Origin of the sequence: Methylomonas sp. ZR1, from assembly GCF_013141865.1 — a bacterium.
In the GTDB taxonomy this organism is placed as follows: Bacteria; Pseudomonadota; Gammaproteobacteria; order Methylococcales; family Methylomonadaceae; genus Methylomonas.
The window spans coordinates 1-17,075 of record NZ_RCST01000002.1; the positions used below are offsets into that span (position 1 = coordinate 1).

The following is a 17,075-nucleotide window of genomic DNA, read 5'->3' on the forward strand; positions in this document are numbered from 1 at the left end:
CCAAAACGACGGCAAATTGATCGACTTGGATGCGCTGGTAGAAGGACTGAAATTAGGGTGACAAAATTTTCGGCGGTTCCGGCTTACAACCCCAACGTGGCAAAAATAAGTCCACCGCATACAAGGCGAGGAACATTGAACCGAGAGGAAAAATGATAGGCAAGTGTTCCATTCTCCTACTGAAGGCGGAAACAGCATCAATAATAAACATTACGTAAGTGAACCAGATTTCATAAAGACGATACATTTAAAACTCCAACACTAATTTGCAGATTTGAGCGCCCGGTAAACCGACGCACGGCTAATGCCAAGCTGTTTGGCAATTTTTGTTGCCCCTTGTTTTTGATTATGTAGCTCCAGAATCTTGTCGTTATCGACAGATTTTTTTCCCCCTCGATACGCCCCCCTGGCTTTGGCTGCTTCGATTCCTTCCCGCTGCCGCTCCTTCCTTAAATTAGTTTCAAATTCAGCGAACACACCAAGCATGTCGTAAAACGCCTTTCCGGCCGCCGAATCGGTATCGATAAGCTGTTCAGTTGCCCTTAACGATACCCCGCGTTTTTTGAGGTCTATAACGATGTCTTGTAGGTCTTTAATGCTGCGGGCTAGACGATCCACTCTTGTCACGACCAGCGTGTCGCCTGGTCGAAGGAAGTCGAGCAGGATTTTCAATTCATGCCGTCCGTGCCTGCTCGTACCTGAAGCTTTTTCAGCCCGAACAATATCGCAACCAGCTTGCCTTAAAGCTTGCTCTTGTAAGGTGTAATCTTGATCTGCGCTGGATACCCGCGCGTAACCGTAAAGTGCCATATGAGTATGAAAAATGTTTCAACAGGGTTTAGACATCTTCAGAATATCAGTTTGTCTCAAGACAAACAACCCTGATGAAACAAAAAACTGTCTCAAATAAATTGAGTCAACAAGGTATACCCTAGAAATGCACGTTAGCGCCTATCATGATTCCTACAGCACCGTCGAATCTGCTAAGCACACCCTATGCCCGAACATGTCTTTATGAAACGTCACCGATTCAACCCCTAGACGGCTGATGTAAACCCGCATCTTATTCATGTAATAAGTCGAATCAACGTGCTTGTCGCAGTGCTCACAAGGCCCGTATCTGTCCGAGCTGCCGTTTAACCTTTTCATCCTATAAATGTATTTATGCATTTGCGAATCCTTAAAATTGTCCTTTTCGGGACGCCCGGCTTGAAAAATGATTTTCGCGCCTGCGAAAATCAATACCTGTGATTTATGCACATCTGAAGCGTGGGGGGTCATTCAATCGCCCCCCCGAAAAAGCGAAGTTGTGTGTAAATCATCAGGTATATGGCGACAGCACAGCCGGGGATAAGCCCAGCGGCTAAGGGGTTGTGCCGACGCAATAGCAAAGGCACATCGCCCTTATTGAGCGTTTCGCCGCAAGGCCAACCTGGTAAGGTTGGCCTTGCGGCGATTTCTACTAAATATAAAGCAAGGAAGGGCGTAGCCCTTCCTTGCTTACGTTGTTAAGATTGACTAGCAACGTTCGCCGGGTGTGCGGCAATTAACAACCATAAAACAGACTCAGCAAGCGCGTTGATAACGTTGCCGCTTGCGGCGGCGTTGTCTGGGTTTAATGCGTCGCTTTGCCGCTTGATTTCATCAAGCAAATGCATTTTCAAAAAAATCAACATTTGTTTGTTCATAACCCCACGTTGCAAAGACAATCTCACCAACCGCCAAGCCGTGGCCAGTTTGGCGATTTGAGCGTTTCAATTCCTCGAACGCTGTTTGCTGCTCGATGTAATTGGATAAATGTCTATCGCGTCGATCTGGCGAAGAGAACGACAAAAAACGCGCGGGCTTGCCTTGTCTCCCCTTATAGGCAACATAGGCCGGCCCGCTCTTACCCTCAAAACAGTAGGCAATAACGACGGCGGCGGGAAAATCGCGGGTTTCTGCGTTGGCTGAAATATAGCGGCTCATAATGGTTTCTCCGATCTATTAGAAAGGTGCCCAGTAATGGGCACCATGTTTGCAAGGCTTCCAGCTTTTAAGCGGCTTTGAGTTTTTTCATTTCTTCGGCCAGCGTCCAAAGTGCCTTATTCAATCTAACGTTTTCGGTCACGCTCTTAACTTCCCTTGCCCGTTGTGAGTTTCTGGTATTGAGGTTCTGCACACTAACCCCGCCTTTCAAAACCTTTTCTTGCAACACATTAAACGTTGTCCAAAGGTCGGCGGATTGGTCAGCAGTCCGGCGCGGCCTTAATAGTTCAGCATTGTTAACGCTGACCTCTTCACCGTCCCAACGTAAACCCTTTGCCGCTTCCGCAAAAATCCCTTGTTCGGCTCTGGTCAACATGAGGCCGCGCATTGCGTCCATGTGTTCAATGGCCTTGGGGGTTTCTGTCACGATTCGATAAGTCCCCTCGATGACGTTATCAACCACGTTGCCGCTGTGGCGTACCCGTACACAATCGATTTGCCCATCGCTAACAATCATCCCATTTGAGCAAACCAAACGATAAAGCCCGGCGCTTAATTGATAGCTGCTGGTTCCATCGTGCGAATTGACTAGAACGATCTCGGGTTTAACCTCGCCGACGCTAGAAAAACCGTCGTGCTGGCGAAAGCGGATCAGGTGTTTTGCAAAGCCCTTTTTATCTTCGCTACGTGTGCGAGACTCGGAAGCGAACACCGGCAAAAATCCCTCTTTACGCAAGGCATCAACAATATTGATGGTCGGTATAAATTTATAGGTTTCAGCGCGTGAACCGTGCTTAGCTTCAGCGAAAACGGATGGAGCCAAACGGCGCAAAGCGTCATTTTCCAGCGGGCCTTGGTTCATGGTGTTATAGAAGCGATTGTTAAACATGGTGACTACCTCACTCAAAATGGCCTTGGCGGAATTGCCCGGCCTGATTGTTATAATACGCCCCAATGGGGCGTATGTCAAACACTTTTTAACGCCTAAATTCAAATAAATTATTGATCCGTAAAGCAATGTTGGTATGGTTTGTGCAATCGGGATTAAGGGTTCAGGGAAGCGGGGAATCAAAATAAAGCGCGGCATCGCCGCACCTTATCTAATCTTAACGGGGCATACTCCAGCGGTTGGAGTGAATCGGTCTTAATGGGACGAGGGCTTGCGGTGCGTACCGGTTGACAGGGAGGCCGGCGCGGTCAAGGGGTCGTGGAATAAAAAGAGAGCGAAGCGAACGGCTTTATGCCGCGAAAGCCCCTTGACCGAATAAGCCGGGCTTTCTGTCAATATCGGCGCACAGTAAGCAAGCCTCTCCCATTAAGACATCTGAAGGACGATGTGAGCAACGGAAGTTCTTGCAGTGGTGACAAACAGATCAGGCTAGGCGCAAGGATTTGTCGCCACGCACTTTACTCGGTAAAATTTGGTGTCAAAGACAGACTGGCGCCAGGCTTATATTGTCACCAACCGCCGCAGGAGGGGTAGGGGATAAGCCCAGCGGCAAAGGGGTGTTGAGCCTGATAAGGCGAAACGTCCCTTTTTGAGCGCGGCAAGGCGGCCTGATGGTTGTAATCGTTAGCTTACAAGTCGTAACGCGACCGAGCGAAAAGCGAGCCAAGAAGGGCGTCCGGTTTTCGCGATAGCGAAAATGCCCCAAGGAATCAAAAAAAGGCCGTTGATGAGGACGATTTACCCACAGATTTCGCTTTTTCGGGGGCAGATTGAAGGCCCCCACGCTCAATATGTGGATAAATCTTGTTGTTTTGATTTTAAAACCATGGCGACCTTTTAAGGTAATGAGATTTGTTTAGAGTTAAAGATGTCCTGTAATATTGTAAATCAAGGCTTACAAAAAACACTGAATAAAAAGCAAAAATAACAATTAACAACTACCAAATTATAGTATTTTGGCAGTAAAATAGGGTATTCTATGGCACCACAAAAAGACAGGACACATATGAACTTACTGCCTTGCAGTCTCGCCAGTAGTATTTTGGAAGGCGATTTAGAACTAGCCGCGCAACAACAAACCCTCGACAAATTGATCGTTATGGAAACGCCAGAAGGGTTTTATGTCATCGCAAGATTTTTGTGGGCGAAAGGTAAAGACTGGTATTTGACAACCCGGCGGAATCGAACAGAACCCAGACTCTATAAGGATTTGATACGTTTAAATAAAAATATGAAAGAAATATTTCCAACGATAGGTTTTGAGCTGCTTAGAAATCAACACATGCCGCCGGCAGAAGTCGAAGAACCCGTACAGACTCTTACGGCCAATCCAGGGAAAGCTAAAAAACCAACTAAGCGCACCCCTAAAAATAAAAACCAATAAATAATATCGGCGTATACCAAATTATGGTATATTGGCAACACCTAAACAGTGTTGATTACGGAGAACTACCGATGTTTGACCTCCTGGCGTTAGCGCAAGAATGCGCCCCTACCGTAGCCCCTCAGACAATGGCGGCAATCGTCAATGTAGAGTCCGGCAAAAATCCTTATGCAATTGGCGTCGTCGGCGGGCGGCTTGAACGCCAGCCGACAAATCAACTAGAAGCCGTGGCAACCGCTAAGGCCTTGGCCGAAAACGGTTGGAATTTCTCAGTAGGTGTTGCACAGGTCAACCGCTACAATTTACCCAAATACGCCGTCAGTCTGGAGCAGGCATTTGATGCCTGCACGAATATTCGGGTTGGCTCAAAAATCCTGGAAGATTGCTATGTACGCGCAGCGAAAACCACACCGGACACGCAAGTCGCCTTACAAGCCGCGTTTTCCTGCTATTACTCCGGCAACTTTACGCGCGGCTTTCAACCCGACGTAGCCGGTAAGCCTAGCTATGTAGAGAAAGTCTTAGCCAACGCCGACATAGCAACGCAAGCCATTCCGGTTGTCCCGAACATCCAATCAAACGGCCCAAAACCCAAGGCTGATCGAGCGGCACCGTCTGATAATGCACCGGTATTACTGCGGCGCAGTAATGACGCGGTGCAACTGAAAGCAATGGAGACAAACCCGCGCTCCGGACAAGAAAAACCAGTCACCAATCACACGGGGAAGTTAATAGACAATGCCCCCGTCGATATAGAGACGGACCTACGGCGTAGCTCCGCTATCGTGTTTTAGGGGGCAGCATGAAACTTATGGTTGTTGAAAGTCCGAACAAGATCAAAAAGCTTGAATCCATTCTCGGGAGTGAATGGAAAGTAGTCGCAAGCGTCGGCCACATACGCGATTTGCCTCGCAAAGAACTAGGCATTGAACAGCCCGGTTTTACGCTTAACTACGAATACATTCCAGCGGCATCCGCTAACGGCCGCACGTTTCCCAGTGGTGAAGAGCGCGTTGACCGCATCCGCAAGGAGGCGGGCAAAGCCGAAATGATCTACCTGGCCAGCGATCCGGATCGCGAAGGCGAAGCCATCGCCTGGCACCTTAAAGAAACGCTCGATTTGGATGAAACGGATTATATGCGCGTGACTTTCGACGCTATTACGGATGACGTAATCCGCGATGCCCTGAAAAAAGCCAGAAAAATCGATTACAACCTGGTACATGCGCAAGAAGCGCGTCGCGCTCTTGATCGCATGTACGGTTATTTGGTGTCGCCTCTGCTTTCCAACGCGCTAGGCATGTCGCTCTCGGCCGGGCGGGTGCAAAGCCCCGCCGTCCGCCTGGTTGTCGATCAAAATCGGCGGATCAAGGCCTTCAGGAAGACGACGCACTTTGGGGCCGTCGTTTTCTTTGATGGCGATACATGGCAAGCAGAATGGAACACCAAGCCGTTTGTTAGTGAAGACAAGCCCTATATTCTTGATGAAGCCCTGGCAACGCGTGTAGCGGCTTGCCGCCAATTCAAAGTAACAGAGTCGGATAGCGGGCCGGCGAAGCAATCGCCGCCGTCGCCGTTCTCAACCTCGCTGCTGCTGCAAGCAGCAAGCGTAAGTTTAAAACTCGATCCGGAAGTAACCGCAAAGCTTGCGCAAAAACTTTTTGAGCAAGGAGCGATTACCTACATCCGAACGGACAGCGTAAATTTTAGCGATGAAGCGATTGCGGAAATTCGCGGCTTTGCCGAAGGCAAAGGTTGGCCGCTACCCAGTAAACCCCGTAAATTCAAAGCAAAGGGCGACGCGCAAGAGGCGCACGAAGCGATTCGACCGACTCATATCGATGTTGAGCAGGCAGGCGAAGACGACCAACAAAAGGCGTTATACCGGCTCATCTGGCAACGTTCCGTTGCCTCTCAATTGGCCGATGCAAAATACAAGGTAAATACCGTCACGCTCGAAACCACGGATAGCGAACAAGTGTTCGAGTTCAAGGCCAAAGGCCGCGTACTCGTAGAACAAGGGTGGCGAATCCTGACCGCGAAAGACGCGGTGAAGGATGAAGACGAAGGGGAGGGCGACGACGCCAGCGGCGGCAAAGTCCCGTTGCTCGATGTCGGATCGGCCAAGTCGGCTGAATCCGGCAAGTTGCTCCGGAAGGAAACAAAGCCACCATCGCGCTTCACTAAAGCCAGCTTGATTGCCAAGCTCGAAGCCGAAGGCATCGGGCGGCCGTCCACCTATCCCGCAATCATGCAGAACATCATGGGCAAGGGCTACCTTGTTGAAGAGAAGCGGTTTTTAGAGCCTACGGAAACGGGAGTCTTATTAGTCGATCAGTTAGTAAAAGCCGAGTTCGCGTTCATTGAATTACCATTTACGCGCGGACTTGAGGAAGAGTTAGACGGCATTGCCGAAGGCAATAGCGGCTACATCGATGTAGTCGCCCCAGCCTTCGAACAGCTCCAGACCGACATTAACGCCGTGGAAAGTAGTGGAACCATAAAGCCGCGTTTCCCTTGCCCAAAGTGTGACGGCGGCCTACGCCGCTATTCACCGGCCGGGAAATCGCCTTTCTGGGGTTGTACGAACACCGAATGCAAGACATTCATGGACGACGCCGACAATAAACCCATTGAGCGCAAAACATACACTTGTGCGGTGTGTGAAACCGGGACAATGCGCCGCTTTAAACGCAAGACCGGCAACGGTTACTTGTGGGCCTGCTCAAACGATGAATGTAAGCACTTCATGGACGACAAGGATGGTAAGCCCGTCGAAACCGTTGTTCATACCTGCCCAACATGCAAGACGGCACCGCTACGGCGCTACCGGAAAAAAGACAAGGAAACGGGCAAGCCCAAAGGTGGCTTTGGCTGGTTTTGTACGAATACCGATTGTAAAACGTTCCTCGATGATGCGAAAGGTAAGCCGCTTGTGCTCAAAACCTCGCCCTGCCCTGATTGCGGGCGAATAATGTACCGCCGCAAAGGCCAGTACGGCTACTGGTGGGGGTGTAGCGGATACAAGGATGGCTGTAAAACCGTTATGGACGATAAGGACGGCAAGCCCGTAAAACGTCCGCCAAAAATAACCAAAAAACTATAAAAAATACTACCAAATTACTATAATTTGGTTTATGCTAACAAGTAACAACAACCATTCATCTTATGGGGGTAATTAGATAAAACAATGCCCGTCACACACCACTAAATCCGGCGACAAGCCGGGGAATCACCAAGCAATCTTTTTTATAAAAAACTGGAGTACGACATGACAAAGAAGCTAGATCGAGTAACCGTATTAGGATTTTTCGCCCTGCTGGCCCTGATGGCGGTTGAGCCTGCATTCGCGGCGGGCGGTTTGGACAAAGTGAATACGTTTGTCCAAAACGTGTTAGCCGTGCTGCAAGGCATCGCTATTGCCGTTGTTACCTGCGCCATTATGTGGGCAGGCTACAAGTTTTTGTTCAAACACGCGGACATCGCCGAAGTGGGCAAAATTTTGGGCGGTGGTCTACTGGTCGGCGGTGCCGCCGAGTTAGCCGCGTATCTTTTGGGCTAGTATGAATCCGCGGCAACGTAAAGGAGTTAACAATGAACCAAATGGAAGACAATGATCCACGCGACCCGCTGTTTAAGGGATGTACTAGGCCGGCAATGGTGCTGGGTGTACCGCTGGTGCCGCTTACCATCGTGACCGGAACGGTCGTACTCATATCGATCTGGACATCCCTACTCGTCTCGTTGCTGCTAATTCCGCTTATTGTGGTGATGCAGCTCATCACCAAGCACGACGACCAGCAGTTTCGATTGTTGGGGCTAAGAATCATGTTTAGGGGCGTTAATCGCCCATTGCTGAATCGGTTGTTTCATTGCAATCGAAATGGCGAATTCTGGAAGGCATCAGCCTACAGTCCTATCCCCTTCAAACAACGCATCAAGTGAGGCGATATGTCAGCGCAACCCAAATATTTTCATCAAACCAACAATGAGAGGGCTGTAGCGCCGTTTTTGCCATACAGTAGCCATGTATCAGCAAACACCATCGTGACTAAAGATGGCGATTATATGCGTATCTGGAAATTGGCCGGCATCAGTTTTGAGACGGCCGACGCCGATGAAATCCTATTACGCAAAGAACAATTGAATACGCTGTACCGTTCAATTGGTTCTAGTAATGTTGCCTTGTGGTCACATTGCGTCCACCGGCAAACATCGGATCGACTGAAATCCTCATTTGATAACGAGTTTTGCCGTAACTTCGATGAAAAATATTACGATTCATTTGCTGGTTATCGAATGATGGCAAACGAACTGTATTTGACTGTGGTGTATCGGCCGAATCCCTCGCGAATGGATAAAGCGTTTGTGAAGGCAGGGCGACGCACACACTCTCAAATCATGGACGATCAACGGGCCGCTATCCGCAAACTAGACGACATCGCCTACCAAGTCGAATCGAGCTTGCGCCGTTATGGCCCAGATGAAAAACAAGGCGGCAGACCTGAAGAATTAACGACCTATGAAGAAAACGGCGTATTGTTTTCTCATGCCCTGTCGTTTTTGAATTTTCTGGTGTCTGGCGAGTGGCAAAAAGTACGTGTACCCAAAGCGCCGCTCAATGAATATCTCGGTACTGCTTGGATATTTGTCGGTACCGAAACGATAGAAATTCGCTCACCGACAAAAACACGTTTCGCTCAATGCATTGACTTCAAAGACTACACCGCACATACCGAGCCAGGCATTCTGAACGGGTTGATGTATGAAGATTATGAGTATGTCGTAACCCAGTCGTATAGCTTCATGGCGAAACGACAAGGTAAGGAATTCCTAGAGAAACAACTTGGACAGCTCCAGAACGCAGAAGACGGCAGCGCCACCCAGCTCGAACAAATGCGGCAAGCAATTGACCAGCTAATTCAAGGCGAGTTTGTCATGGGCGAATATCATTATTCGCTCATGATCTTTGGTGAATCCGTTGAAAAGGTTCGCCGAAACACAACATCGGCGATGACGATTATTCAGGATCGGGGGTTTCTGGCCGCCCTAGTGGCGACGGCAACGGATGCAGCATTTTACGCGCAATTGCCGTGCAATTGGAGCTATCGGCCACGTGTAGCAGGTCTAACGAGCAAGAATTTCGCCGGCTTATCCAGCTTTCACAATTTCCGCGCGGGTAAACGCGACGGAAACCCGTGGGGACAGGCCGTTATGATATGCAAAACGCCATCAGGACAACCGTTGTATCTCAATTTTCATTACTCAAAAGGCGATGAGGATTCTTACGATAAAAAGGTGCTTGGCAATACCCGCATCATCGGGCAGTCCGGTGCAGGTAAAACCGTTTTAATGAATGCACTGTTATTGCAATCACAGAAGTACAAATCCAAAGCGCCACTTGGTTTTACGTCGGTCTTTTTCGATAAAGACGAAGGCGCGAAGCTTTGTATCAAGGCTATCGGCGGCAAATACCTATCCATCAAAAACGGGTTGCCGACAGGCTTTAACCCGTTTCAAATGGAAAAGAGCGAAGCAAACATTCTGTTTTTGGAAAAACTCGTTCGTGTACTGGTATCGGGCGAAGGCCAGCGGGTTACGACATCAGACGAACTACGAATTAGCCAAGCTGTTCGCACCGTTATGAATATGCCTGTCGGGCTTCGCCGTTTATCAACAGTTATTCAAAACATGACTGAAGGAACTGATAAGGAAGACCGCGAGAACAGCATTGTAAAACGGCTTTCACGTTGGTGTTATGACGATGGCAACGGCCGACAAGGACCGTTCGCCTGGGTGTTAGATTGTCCGACCGATGAAATTGATTTCACCACGCATACGAATTACGGATTTGACGGCACTCACTTTCTGGATAATGCCGATGTTCGCACACCGATTTCAATGTATTTGCTGCATCGAATGGAATCGGTCATTGATGGCCGCCGCTTTATTTACTGGATGGATGAGGCGTGGAAATGGGTTGATGATGAGGCCTTCTCGGAATTCGCCGGCAACAAGCAGCTTACGATCCGCAAGCAAAATGGCTTCGGCGTATTTGCAACACAAATGCCCAGTAGCTTACTAAATTCAAAAATCGCTTCAGCCCTGGTGCAACAGGTGGCGACGGAAATTTATTTGCCGAATCCAAAGGCCGATTTTAATGAGTACGTCAATGGCTTCAAGGTATCCGAAGCCGAATTCGATATTATCAGAAACATGGGCGAGGAAAGCCGGATGTTCCTGATTAAACAAGGTCATCAATCGATGATTGGCCGCCTCGATCTTGCCGGCTTCGATGATGAGCTGGCAATCCTATCCGGTAGTGTCGATAACGTCGAACTGCTCGATACGATCACCGCTGAAGTCGGCGATGATCCGAATGTTTGGCTCCCTGCATTCCACGAACGCCGCAAGGCTCGCGTGGCGTCCTCTAAATCGAAGTAATGAGGTAATTTTATGAAAAAAACTATTATTTGTGTGGCAATTTCGGCATTATTTGCATCAACAACGCAAGCTCAGGAAGCGGTTATCGATGTCGCCGCAATTGAACAGGCCGCGCAACAAGTCGCGGCCTGGGGTGAGCAGCACGGCCAAATGATCGAACAAATCACAGCAATGGGAAACCAGCTTGCACAATTAAAGCAAACCTATGACAGCCTCAACGGCAATCGGAATCTTGGCACGATCATGAACAACCCGGCGCTACGAAACTACCTGCCGCAAGATTGGCAAAAGGTTTATGACGGCGTGAAACAGGGCGGTTATGCCGGCCTAACAGGTACGGCGAAAACGATGTACAAACAAGTTTACGATGGCTGTAAACACATTGCGGTTGACGACGAACGCCTAGCGTGCGAGGCGTCGGCCGTGAAAGGTGCACAAGATAAGGGGTTTGCAATGGATGCGTACGACAAGGCGCAGGGTCGTATGGATCAAATCGACCAACTTATGGCGAAAGTCAATGATACTCAAGACCCGAAAGCCATTGCCGAACTGCAAGCCCGGATCGCGACCGAACAGGCAAACATTCAGAACGAGCAAACCAAGTTACAAATGTACGCAATGGTAGCGGAAGCAGAAGATAAGATGCAGCAACAGAATAAACGCGAAATGAATGCCAGAACCTGGGCGGCCAAAAAAGGCATTTCCGCCGAACCAATCACTTTTAACAATCCATAGAAAGCGGTTTGCCTACCGCCATAGAAACATAAGGAGCTTCGATCATGAATAGAACAGCAATATTTTTATTGGCGATAGGTATGTTGTCAGTAATGGCAGGATGCAAAGAGGAAAAAACGGATACTTCAGCAGCGGATACACCGAAAGATTCAACGTCGCAAGCTGTACAAGTCGTGGAAGCAGTGCAAACCGTTGACTGGTACAAAGCGCATGACGCAGAGCGTCATAGCATGTTAGCTAAGTGCCGCAATAATCCTGGCCAGATTGGTGCGACACCTAATTGCATAAACGCAAGTCGAGCCGACGCATCCAGTGTATGGGCCGCAAGAGGGGGCGCTATTAAAGTAGCGCCCTTGACAGCCGCCGACCTCAAGCAGCATAAATAGGACATCTATATGGACCCGATGGTTTTTCAGTTTATTGGCGATACCGTCAAAAACGCAACCGATGTATTTGTTACGCCGGCCGCGACTAATTTGATGACCGCCTTACAGTTAGTAGCCTTAACAGGCGTCACACTGTATATCACACTTACTGGCTATGCGATTGCTACCGGCGCGGTGGAGTCTTCATTTTGGACGTTCGTTAAGCAGTGCATCAAAATCAGCATTATTGCTGTGTTCGCGTTGACAGTAGACGGTTATGTCGATGGCATAATGGCGGCATTCGAAGGATTGGAAACCGGGTTATCGGATGCTATGGCCACTGCTGGAGCGCCGGCGGGTTCTGTCTATGAAACTCTTGATACTTCACTTGGAAAGGGCATTGCCATTGTCGAGCAATGTTTTCAAAAAGCCGACGAAGCGGGTTTTAACATAGGCTCAGCGTTGGGCTGGTTTGCCGCTGGTGTTACCGTAGCGATAGGTACAATATTGGTTTCAATGATCGGCGGTGCCGTTATTATCGTAGCGAAGTTCGCAGTTGCGGTCATGTTCGCTCTGGGGCCGATATTCGTAATGAGCTTAATGTTCCCCATAACGGCAAAATTCTTTGATAGCTGGTTTGCACAGGTGATGAATTACACGCTCACAGTCGTCATCACCGCCATAGTCATGACGTTTGCAATGACAGCCTATGATACTTTTGTGGCCGCCGCCGACTTTTCTGGTAGTGGCGACAGTAACCCAATGTTTGCCGCAATGCAGATCGGCGCTCTAACTGGCGTTCTGCTTTGGATTCTTTTACAAGTAGGCGGCATGGCATCCGGGCTGGCGGGCGGCATGTCTATGGCGGCGATGGGAATCCGTCACCTTATGATGCCTGTTACGGGTGGACTCAACGCCGCTAAAGGTGTTGGCAATATAGTTAATCCAATGAGCACCAGGCGAGATATGCAGTCCGGAATGATGGTTACGGCTCGTCGTGGCAACCATCTAATAGCGGGTAACACCATGTGGAACCCTGCATACCGTCAGCACGTCGCACAAAACATGGGTAAAAACTGGGGTCGCGCAAGCGGCGGCAGTGTCAAACAGTAAACACTAACGCCATTCAAAAATAGACCGTTCTTTTCTACTGGGAAAGAGCGGTTTATTTTGTCTTTTATTTACCAAATTACTATATTTTGGTTTCCAAATTGGTGTATAATGGTACCCGCCAATAACCAAACACGGATAATAAACATGAAGCTCGCAATCGTCATATTTTTAACTGCGGCTGTCACCGGTTGCGCTGGGCAAACAGGAACACTGCCCACGTTAGACGGTACACAGCGAGTACCAATCAACAAACAGGTGCCAACAATGACCGCTCCAGAAGCAACCAATAACCAGCAGGAGAGTAATCATGTCAGGAAGTAATCCTAAAGATTTGCACAACGACGCAATGGATTGGGAGGCCTCTAAAACCCTTGCTCGGGAGAAATCAGAACGCCGCGCTTGGAGTGTCGCCATATTGGCAGGAATCATGACCGTTTTATCGTGGCTCGCCATTGTAATTATGATGCCCTTAAAGGAGAGCGTGCCGTATGTTATCCGCGTGGACAACGCAACCGGCGTGCCTGACATCGTAACCGCAATGGACGATAAAAAAGTGACGGGCGACGAAGTGATGGATAAGTATTGGCTTGCTCAATACGTCCTTGCCCGCGAAACCTACGACTGGCACACATTACAGCAAGACTATGACAAGGTAGGCCTGCTGTCGTCGTCTAATGTCGGCAAAGCTTATGCTGAATTGTTCGATGGAAAAGACGCGCTCGATAAACGCTATGGGGAAAACATTCGCGCAACAGTGAAAGTTATCAGTGTTGTGCCATCTGGCGCAGAAACCGGCACTGTTCGGTTTATAAAAACGACAAAGCGGGTTGATGAAGAGGGGCCTGGGACTTCCACGTCTTGGCTTGCAACCATTGCTTTTGAATATCGTAATCCATCCGTCATTAAAGAAAGTCAACGCTTAGTCAATCCGTTTGGCTTCCAAGTGCTGAGCTATCGCGTCGATCCTGAAATGATTGGAGGTAAACAATGATTCGCGCCCTGTCACTTTTTGCAATTGCGCTGGCATTGCATAGCACGGCCACTATCGCGGTGGACATGCCGCAAAGTTCGAAGTTCGACAACCGTATTCAGCATGTTGATTACAATGCCGGTGATGTAGTTGTCGTCCGAACAGTACCGGGCATCAGTACCCGAGTAGTTTTTAGCCCTGGTGAAAACGTTCTGGATATAGCATCCGGGTTTACGCAAGGCTGGAATTTTCAAGAACGCGAAAACGTTTTATACATCAAGCCGCAATCCATCAAAGGCGAAAACGGTCAGCCGTCTATGCCACCAGAGGCCGGGAAATGGAATACCAATCTGCTCGTGAAAACGAACCTGCGTCTATACGACTTCGATTTGCAGCTACTTCCCGGTTCGAATAGTGGCGCTCCAGCCACCAACCAGCGGATTTCTTACCGCGTCGAATTCCGCTATCCGGAGGATGAAGCCGAAAAAGCGAAAAAGGCATTAGAAGCGCAAGCGGCTAAGGTAAAGCTGGATGCCAAAACGGCCCCTCGAAACTGGAATTATTCCATGCAAGTCGGGCCGGATTCTGAAGGTATCGCTCCAACTCTAGCCTATGACGACGGCCGGTTTACCTACCTCAAATTTCCAAACAACAGGGATTTCCCGGCCGTGTTTCTAGTGGCCGCCGATAAAACCGAAAGCCTGGTAAACACGCATGTAGACAAAGATGTAATGGTCATTCAGCGCGTCGCGTCTGAACTTGTTCTTAGGCTCGGGAATTCGGTCGTTGGTATTTATAACGATAGTTACGACATAGACGGCGTGCCGGCGAATGACGGCACAACGGTTCCGGGTGTGAAGCGCGTCATTATTTCAGGAGAGGAGACGAATCATGAATGAAGTTAATCAACAAGAAGCTGAGCTACATGCGCTCGAAGGTGAGCGTGGAATGCCTAGCGTCAATGAGCGGGGGCCATCAACCGCGACACGCGGCGTGATTGTCTTTTTCATCGCTCTATTCATCGTCCTGGCCGGAAGCCTGGGATATTGGAAATATCAGATTAACCAAGATCGCAACGCACAAAATGCCGCACAAAAGGAATTGCAAATCACAAGCGCGGTTCCCTCGCGTACCTTTACCGATCTTCCGGCGAAGCCGCCGGCACAGGTTACGCCGGTTCCGACAGTAATCCCTATAGCGGAAAATAAGCCACCAATAGTATTCGACAAATCCGGACGCGCTCAAACGGCAGACAGCAAGCCACAACAAGTGTTAGACAAATCAGGTTCAACAATGATGGTCGGGGGGGCGAAAAATCAAGACGCCGCCACACTAAGCGGGCACGCATCGCCATCATTGCAACGCGAAGCGCCTGGCGAAATGACGGCACTATTGACCTCGACACGTACACCGCCTAGTTCGGCCGGCACGCTGGGGAACCGCAACTTCATCCTGGCAAAAGGTAGTTTTATCGATTGTGCATTGCAAACCCGATTGGACTCAACCGTACCGGGTATGACCGCGTGCGTGATTACGCGCAATATTTATAGCGATAACGGCAAAGTGTTGTTGCTCGAACGCGGTTCTGAAGTTACCGGCGAATATCAGTCAAACATGAAGCACGGAATGGCTCGAATTTTCGTGCTATGGAATCGCATAAAAACCCCGAACGGCATCGTGATAGCGCTCGATTCGCCGGGTACCGACCAACTCGGCGGCGCTGGCTTACCTGGCTATGTCGATAATCATTTTTGGGATCGGTTCGGTGGGGCGTTGCTACTGACATTGATTAACAGTGCGGCACAAGGCCTATCAAGCTATGTCGGGAATCTAAGTAGTCAAGCGGGCCTTCAGCAGAATTTTAATGGAGGCGGCGGCTCGGCCAGCGCACAAAACGTAGCAACAGAAGCCTTGCGAAACACCATCAATATTCCCCCAACTCTGTACAAAAATCAGGGTGAACAAGTCGGCATTTATGTCGCCCGCGACCTTAATTTTTCGAGCGTGTACGATGTCTCAGCAGCTCAATGATTATATTGCCGGTGAAGTGAACCGGGCAACATCGGTCAATTACCATTTGGAATTTGCACGCGAATGGATGGCCGACAATGAAATTACCGAAGTTGTGGTCAACCGGCCCTCTGAAGTTTGGTGCGAACGACTAAACGTATGGGAAAAGCACGAAGTGCCCGAACTCACGTTCGAACACTTGATGTCTCTAGCGACCGCAACGGCCAAGTTTGCCAATAATGACGTGTCAGACACAAGGCCGATTCTATCGGCCATTCTGCCCGGCGGTGAACGTGTGCAAATTGTGCTGCCGCCGGCATGTGAACATGGCACGATCTCGGTCACGATCCGTAAGCCGTCATTTAATGTTCGAACGTTGGCCGACTACGAAAAGCAAGGCTTTTTCAACCACATTCGGCCAGTGGCCAGCGAACTTAACGAGGACGAAAAAGAACTGCTACGGCTCAAGGAAAGCCATGATTACATCCAATTCCTACGTCGCGCCGTCCAACTTGAAAAAGTCATTGTCGTAGCCGGTGAAACCGGATCGGGCAAAACAACGTTCATGAAGGCCTTGATGCAAGAAATACCATCAAACCAGCGCATCATTACGATAGAAGACGTGCCGGAATTGTTCTTGCCATCACACCCGAATCACGTCCACCTGTTCTATCCCAGCGAAGCCAAGGAAGAAGAAAACGCCCTGGTAACGGCTGCGGCCTTGTTAAAAAGCTGTTTACGGATGAAGCCGACTCGCATTCTGCTTGCAGAATTGCGCGGCGGCGAAACATTCGATTTTATCAACGTGGCCGCATCCGGCCACGGCGGCAGCATTACCAGCTTACATGCTGGATCGCCGCAACTGGCATTCGAGCGTTTGGCGTTGATGATTCTGCAAAACCGTCAAGGCCGCACACTCCCCTACCCTGTTATTCGCCGCTTACTGTATTTGGTAGTCGATGTGGTGATCCACGTTCACAACGATATTGAGAGCGCCGCCGGCCGACACATAACCGAAGTATGGTATGAGCCGACGCTAAAACGAGCGCCCGCACCAACGGAAGATAGGCACGATGCCAGCGCATAGCCTGTTTTTCGTTATTTGGCGACCAGAGGCCGGCATCGATCGCGCGGTAT

18 protein-coding genes are annotated in these 17,075 nt (G+C 49.5%); 14 read left to right on the plus strand and 4 right to left on the minus strand.

Annotated features, from left to right (window positions below; all coding sequences use genetic code 11):
* Positions 1-261 precede the first annotated feature (261 nt).
* From DDY07_RS23510 to DDY07_RS23525, 4 genes are all read right to left on the minus strand, one after another.
* Entirely contained in the window at positions 262-810 is a 549-nt protein-coding gene (locus DDY07_RS23510) for a recombinase family protein (RefSeq protein ID WP_064007249.1), read from the minus strand.
* Positions 811-1,508: 698 nt separating this feature from the next.
* Entirely contained in the window at positions 1,509-1,664 is a 156-nt protein-coding gene (locus DDY07_RS23515) for a hypothetical protein (protein WP_171697882.1), read from the minus strand.
* A complete protein-coding gene (locus DDY07_RS23520) occupies positions 1,645-1,968 on the minus strand; it encodes a hypothetical protein (protein ID WP_171697883.1) in 324 nt (107 codons plus the stop codon). The genes DDY07_RS23515 and DDY07_RS23520 overlap by 20 nt, the downstream gene beginning before the upstream one ends.
* A gap of 67 nt (positions 1,969-2,035) precedes the next feature.
* The gene (locus tag DDY07_RS23525) at positions 2,036-3,055 is read right to left on the minus strand and encodes a DUF932 domain-containing protein (protein ID WP_216614938.1); all 1,020 of its coding nucleotides are present in this window, start codon (positions 3,053-3,055) and stop codon (positions 2,036-2,038) included.
* A gap of 841 nt (positions 3,056-3,896) precedes the next feature.
* On the opposite strand from DDY07_RS23525, the gene DDY07_RS23530 reads away from it, so the two are divergent.
* From DDY07_RS23530 to virB11, 14 genes are all read left to right on the plus strand, one after another.
* Positions 3,897-4,301, plus strand: a complete 405-nt coding sequence (locus tag DDY07_RS23530) for a hypothetical protein (protein ID WP_171697884.1) — start codon at positions 3,897-3,899, stop codon at positions 4,299-4,301.
* Between the two features lie 71 nt (positions 4,302-4,372).
* On the plus strand, positions 4,373-5,095 hold the full coding sequence (locus DDY07_RS23535; RefSeq protein ID WP_171697885.1) for a lytic transglycosylase domain-containing protein: 723 nt from the start codon (positions 4,373-4,375) through the stop codon (positions 5,093-5,095).
* A gap of 8 nt (positions 5,096-5,103) precedes the next feature.
* Positions 5,104-7,407: a type I DNA topoisomerase gene (gene topA / locus DDY07_RS23540; RefSeq protein WP_171697886.1), complete on the plus strand. Its 2,304-nt coding sequence runs from the start codon at positions 5,104-5,106 to the stop codon at positions 7,405-7,407.
* A 165-nt stretch (positions 7,408-7,572) separates the two neighbouring features.
* Complete coding sequence (locus DDY07_RS23545; protein WP_171697887.1) at positions 7,573-7,863, plus strand: TrbC/VirB2 family protein; 291 nt, start codon at positions 7,573-7,575, stop codon at positions 7,861-7,863.
* 32 nt (positions 7,864-7,895) lie between these two features.
* Positions 7,896-8,246: a type IV secretion system protein VirB3 gene (locus DDY07_RS23550; protein ID WP_064007257.1), complete on the plus strand. Its 351-nt coding sequence runs from the start codon at positions 7,896-7,898 to the stop codon at positions 8,244-8,246.
* A gap of 6 nt (positions 8,247-8,252) precedes the next feature.
* On the plus strand, positions 8,253-10,745 hold the full coding sequence (locus tag DDY07_RS23555) for a VirB4 family type IV secretion/conjugal transfer ATPase (RefSeq protein ID WP_171697888.1): 2,493 nt from the start codon (positions 8,253-8,255) through the stop codon (positions 10,743-10,745).
* A 12-nt stretch (positions 10,746-10,757) separates the two neighbouring features.
* Positions 10,758-11,480 (plus strand): P-type DNA transfer protein VirB5, encoded by a 723-nt coding sequence (gene virB5 / locus DDY07_RS23560; RefSeq protein WP_171697889.1) that lies wholly within the window; start codon positions 10,758-10,760, stop codon positions 11,478-11,480.
* A gap of 44 nt (positions 11,481-11,524) precedes the next feature.
* Positions 11,525-11,866, plus strand: a complete 342-nt coding sequence (locus DDY07_RS23565; RefSeq protein WP_171697890.1) for an EexN family lipoprotein — start codon at positions 11,525-11,527, stop codon at positions 11,864-11,866.
* Positions 11,867-11,875: 9 nt separating this feature from the next.
* Positions 11,876-12,958, plus strand: a complete 1,083-nt coding sequence (locus DDY07_RS23570; RefSeq protein WP_171697891.1) for a type IV secretion system protein — start codon at positions 11,876-11,878, stop codon at positions 12,956-12,958.
* Between the two features lie 144 nt (positions 12,959-13,102).
* Complete coding sequence (locus tag DDY07_RS23575; RefSeq protein WP_171697892.1) at positions 13,103-13,279, plus strand: type IV secretion system protein VirB7; 177 nt, start codon at positions 13,103-13,105, stop codon at positions 13,277-13,279.
* On the plus strand, positions 13,266-13,949 hold the full coding sequence (locus DDY07_RS23580) for a virB8 family protein (RefSeq protein WP_171697893.1): 684 nt from the start codon (positions 13,266-13,268) through the stop codon (positions 13,947-13,949). The genes DDY07_RS23575 and DDY07_RS23580 overlap by 14 nt, the downstream gene beginning before the upstream one ends.
* Complete coding sequence (gene virB9 / locus DDY07_RS23585; protein WP_216614939.1) at positions 13,946-14,827, plus strand: P-type conjugative transfer protein VirB9; 882 nt, start codon at positions 13,946-13,948, stop codon at positions 14,825-14,827. Before DDY07_RS23580 ends, virB9 begins: the two co-directional genes overlap by 4 nt.
* A complete protein-coding gene (gene virB10 / locus DDY07_RS23590; protein WP_171697894.1) occupies positions 14,820-15,959 on the plus strand; it encodes a type IV secretion system protein VirB10 in 1,140 nt (379 codons plus the stop codon). Before virB9 ends, virB10 begins: the two co-directional genes overlap by 8 nt.
* On the plus strand, positions 15,940-17,025 hold the full coding sequence (gene virB11, locus DDY07_RS23595; RefSeq protein WP_171697895.1) for a P-type DNA transfer ATPase VirB11: 1,086 nt from the start codon (positions 15,940-15,942) through the stop codon (positions 17,023-17,025). The genes virB10 and virB11 overlap by 20 nt, the downstream gene beginning before the upstream one ends.
* Positions 17,026-17,075: the final 50 nt, after the last annotated feature.

Coding starts and splice junctions, on each gene's coding strand:
- DDY07_RS23510 (WP_064007249.1), bottom strand. CDS start 810: ATGGCACTTTACGGTTACGCGCGGGTATCCAGCGCAGATCAAGATTAC.
- DDY07_RS23520 (WP_171697883.1), bottom strand. CDS start 1,968: ATGAGCCGCTATATTTCAGCCAACGCAGAAACCCGCGATTTTCCCGCC.
- DDY07_RS23525 (WP_216614938.1), bottom strand. CDS start 3,055: ATGCCGCGCTTTATTTTGATTCCCCGCTTCCCTGAACCCTTAATCCCG.
- DDY07_RS23530 (WP_171697884.1), top strand. CDS start 3,897: ATGGCACCACAAAAAGACAGGACACATATGAACTTACTGCCTTGCAGT.
- DDY07_RS23535 (WP_171697885.1), top strand. CDS start 4,373: ATGTTTGACCTCCTGGCGTTAGCGCAAGAATGCGCCCCTACCGTAGCC.
- topA (WP_171697886.1), top strand. CDS start 5,104: ATGAAACTTATGGTTGTTGAAAGTCCGAACAAGATCAAAAAGCTTGAA.
- DDY07_RS23545 (WP_171697887.1), top strand. CDS start 7,573: ATGACAAAGAAGCTAGATCGAGTAACCGTATTAGGATTTTTCGCCCTG.
- DDY07_RS23550 (WP_064007257.1), top strand. CDS start 7,896: ATGAACCAAATGGAAGACAATGATCCACGCGACCCGCTGTTTAAGGGA.
- DDY07_RS23555 (WP_171697888.1), top strand. CDS start 8,253: ATGTCAGCGCAACCCAAATATTTTCATCAAACCAACAATGAGAGGGCT.
- virB5 (WP_171697889.1), top strand. CDS start 10,758: ATGAAAAAAACTATTATTTGTGTGGCAATTTCGGCATTATTTGCATCA.
- DDY07_RS23565 (WP_171697890.1), top strand. CDS start 11,525: ATGAATAGAACAGCAATATTTTTATTGGCGATAGGTATGTTGTCAGTA.
- DDY07_RS23570 (WP_171697891.1), top strand. CDS start 11,876: ATGGACCCGATGGTTTTTCAGTTTATTGGCGATACCGTCAAAAACGCA.
- DDY07_RS23575 (WP_171697892.1), top strand. CDS start 13,103: ATGAAGCTCGCAATCGTCATATTTTTAACTGCGGCTGTCACCGGTTGC.
- DDY07_RS23580 (WP_171697893.1), top strand. CDS start 13,266: ATGTCAGGAAGTAATCCTAAAGATTTGCACAACGACGCAATGGATTGG.
- virB9 (WP_216614939.1), top strand. CDS start 13,946: ATGATTCGCGCCCTGTCACTTTTTGCAATTGCGCTGGCATTGCATAGC.
- virB10 (WP_171697894.1), top strand. CDS start 14,820: ATGAATGAAGTTAATCAACAAGAAGCTGAGCTACATGCGCTCGAAGGT.
- virB11 (WP_171697895.1), top strand. CDS start 15,940: ATGTCTCAGCAGCTCAATGATTATATTGCCGGTGAAGTGAACCGGGCA.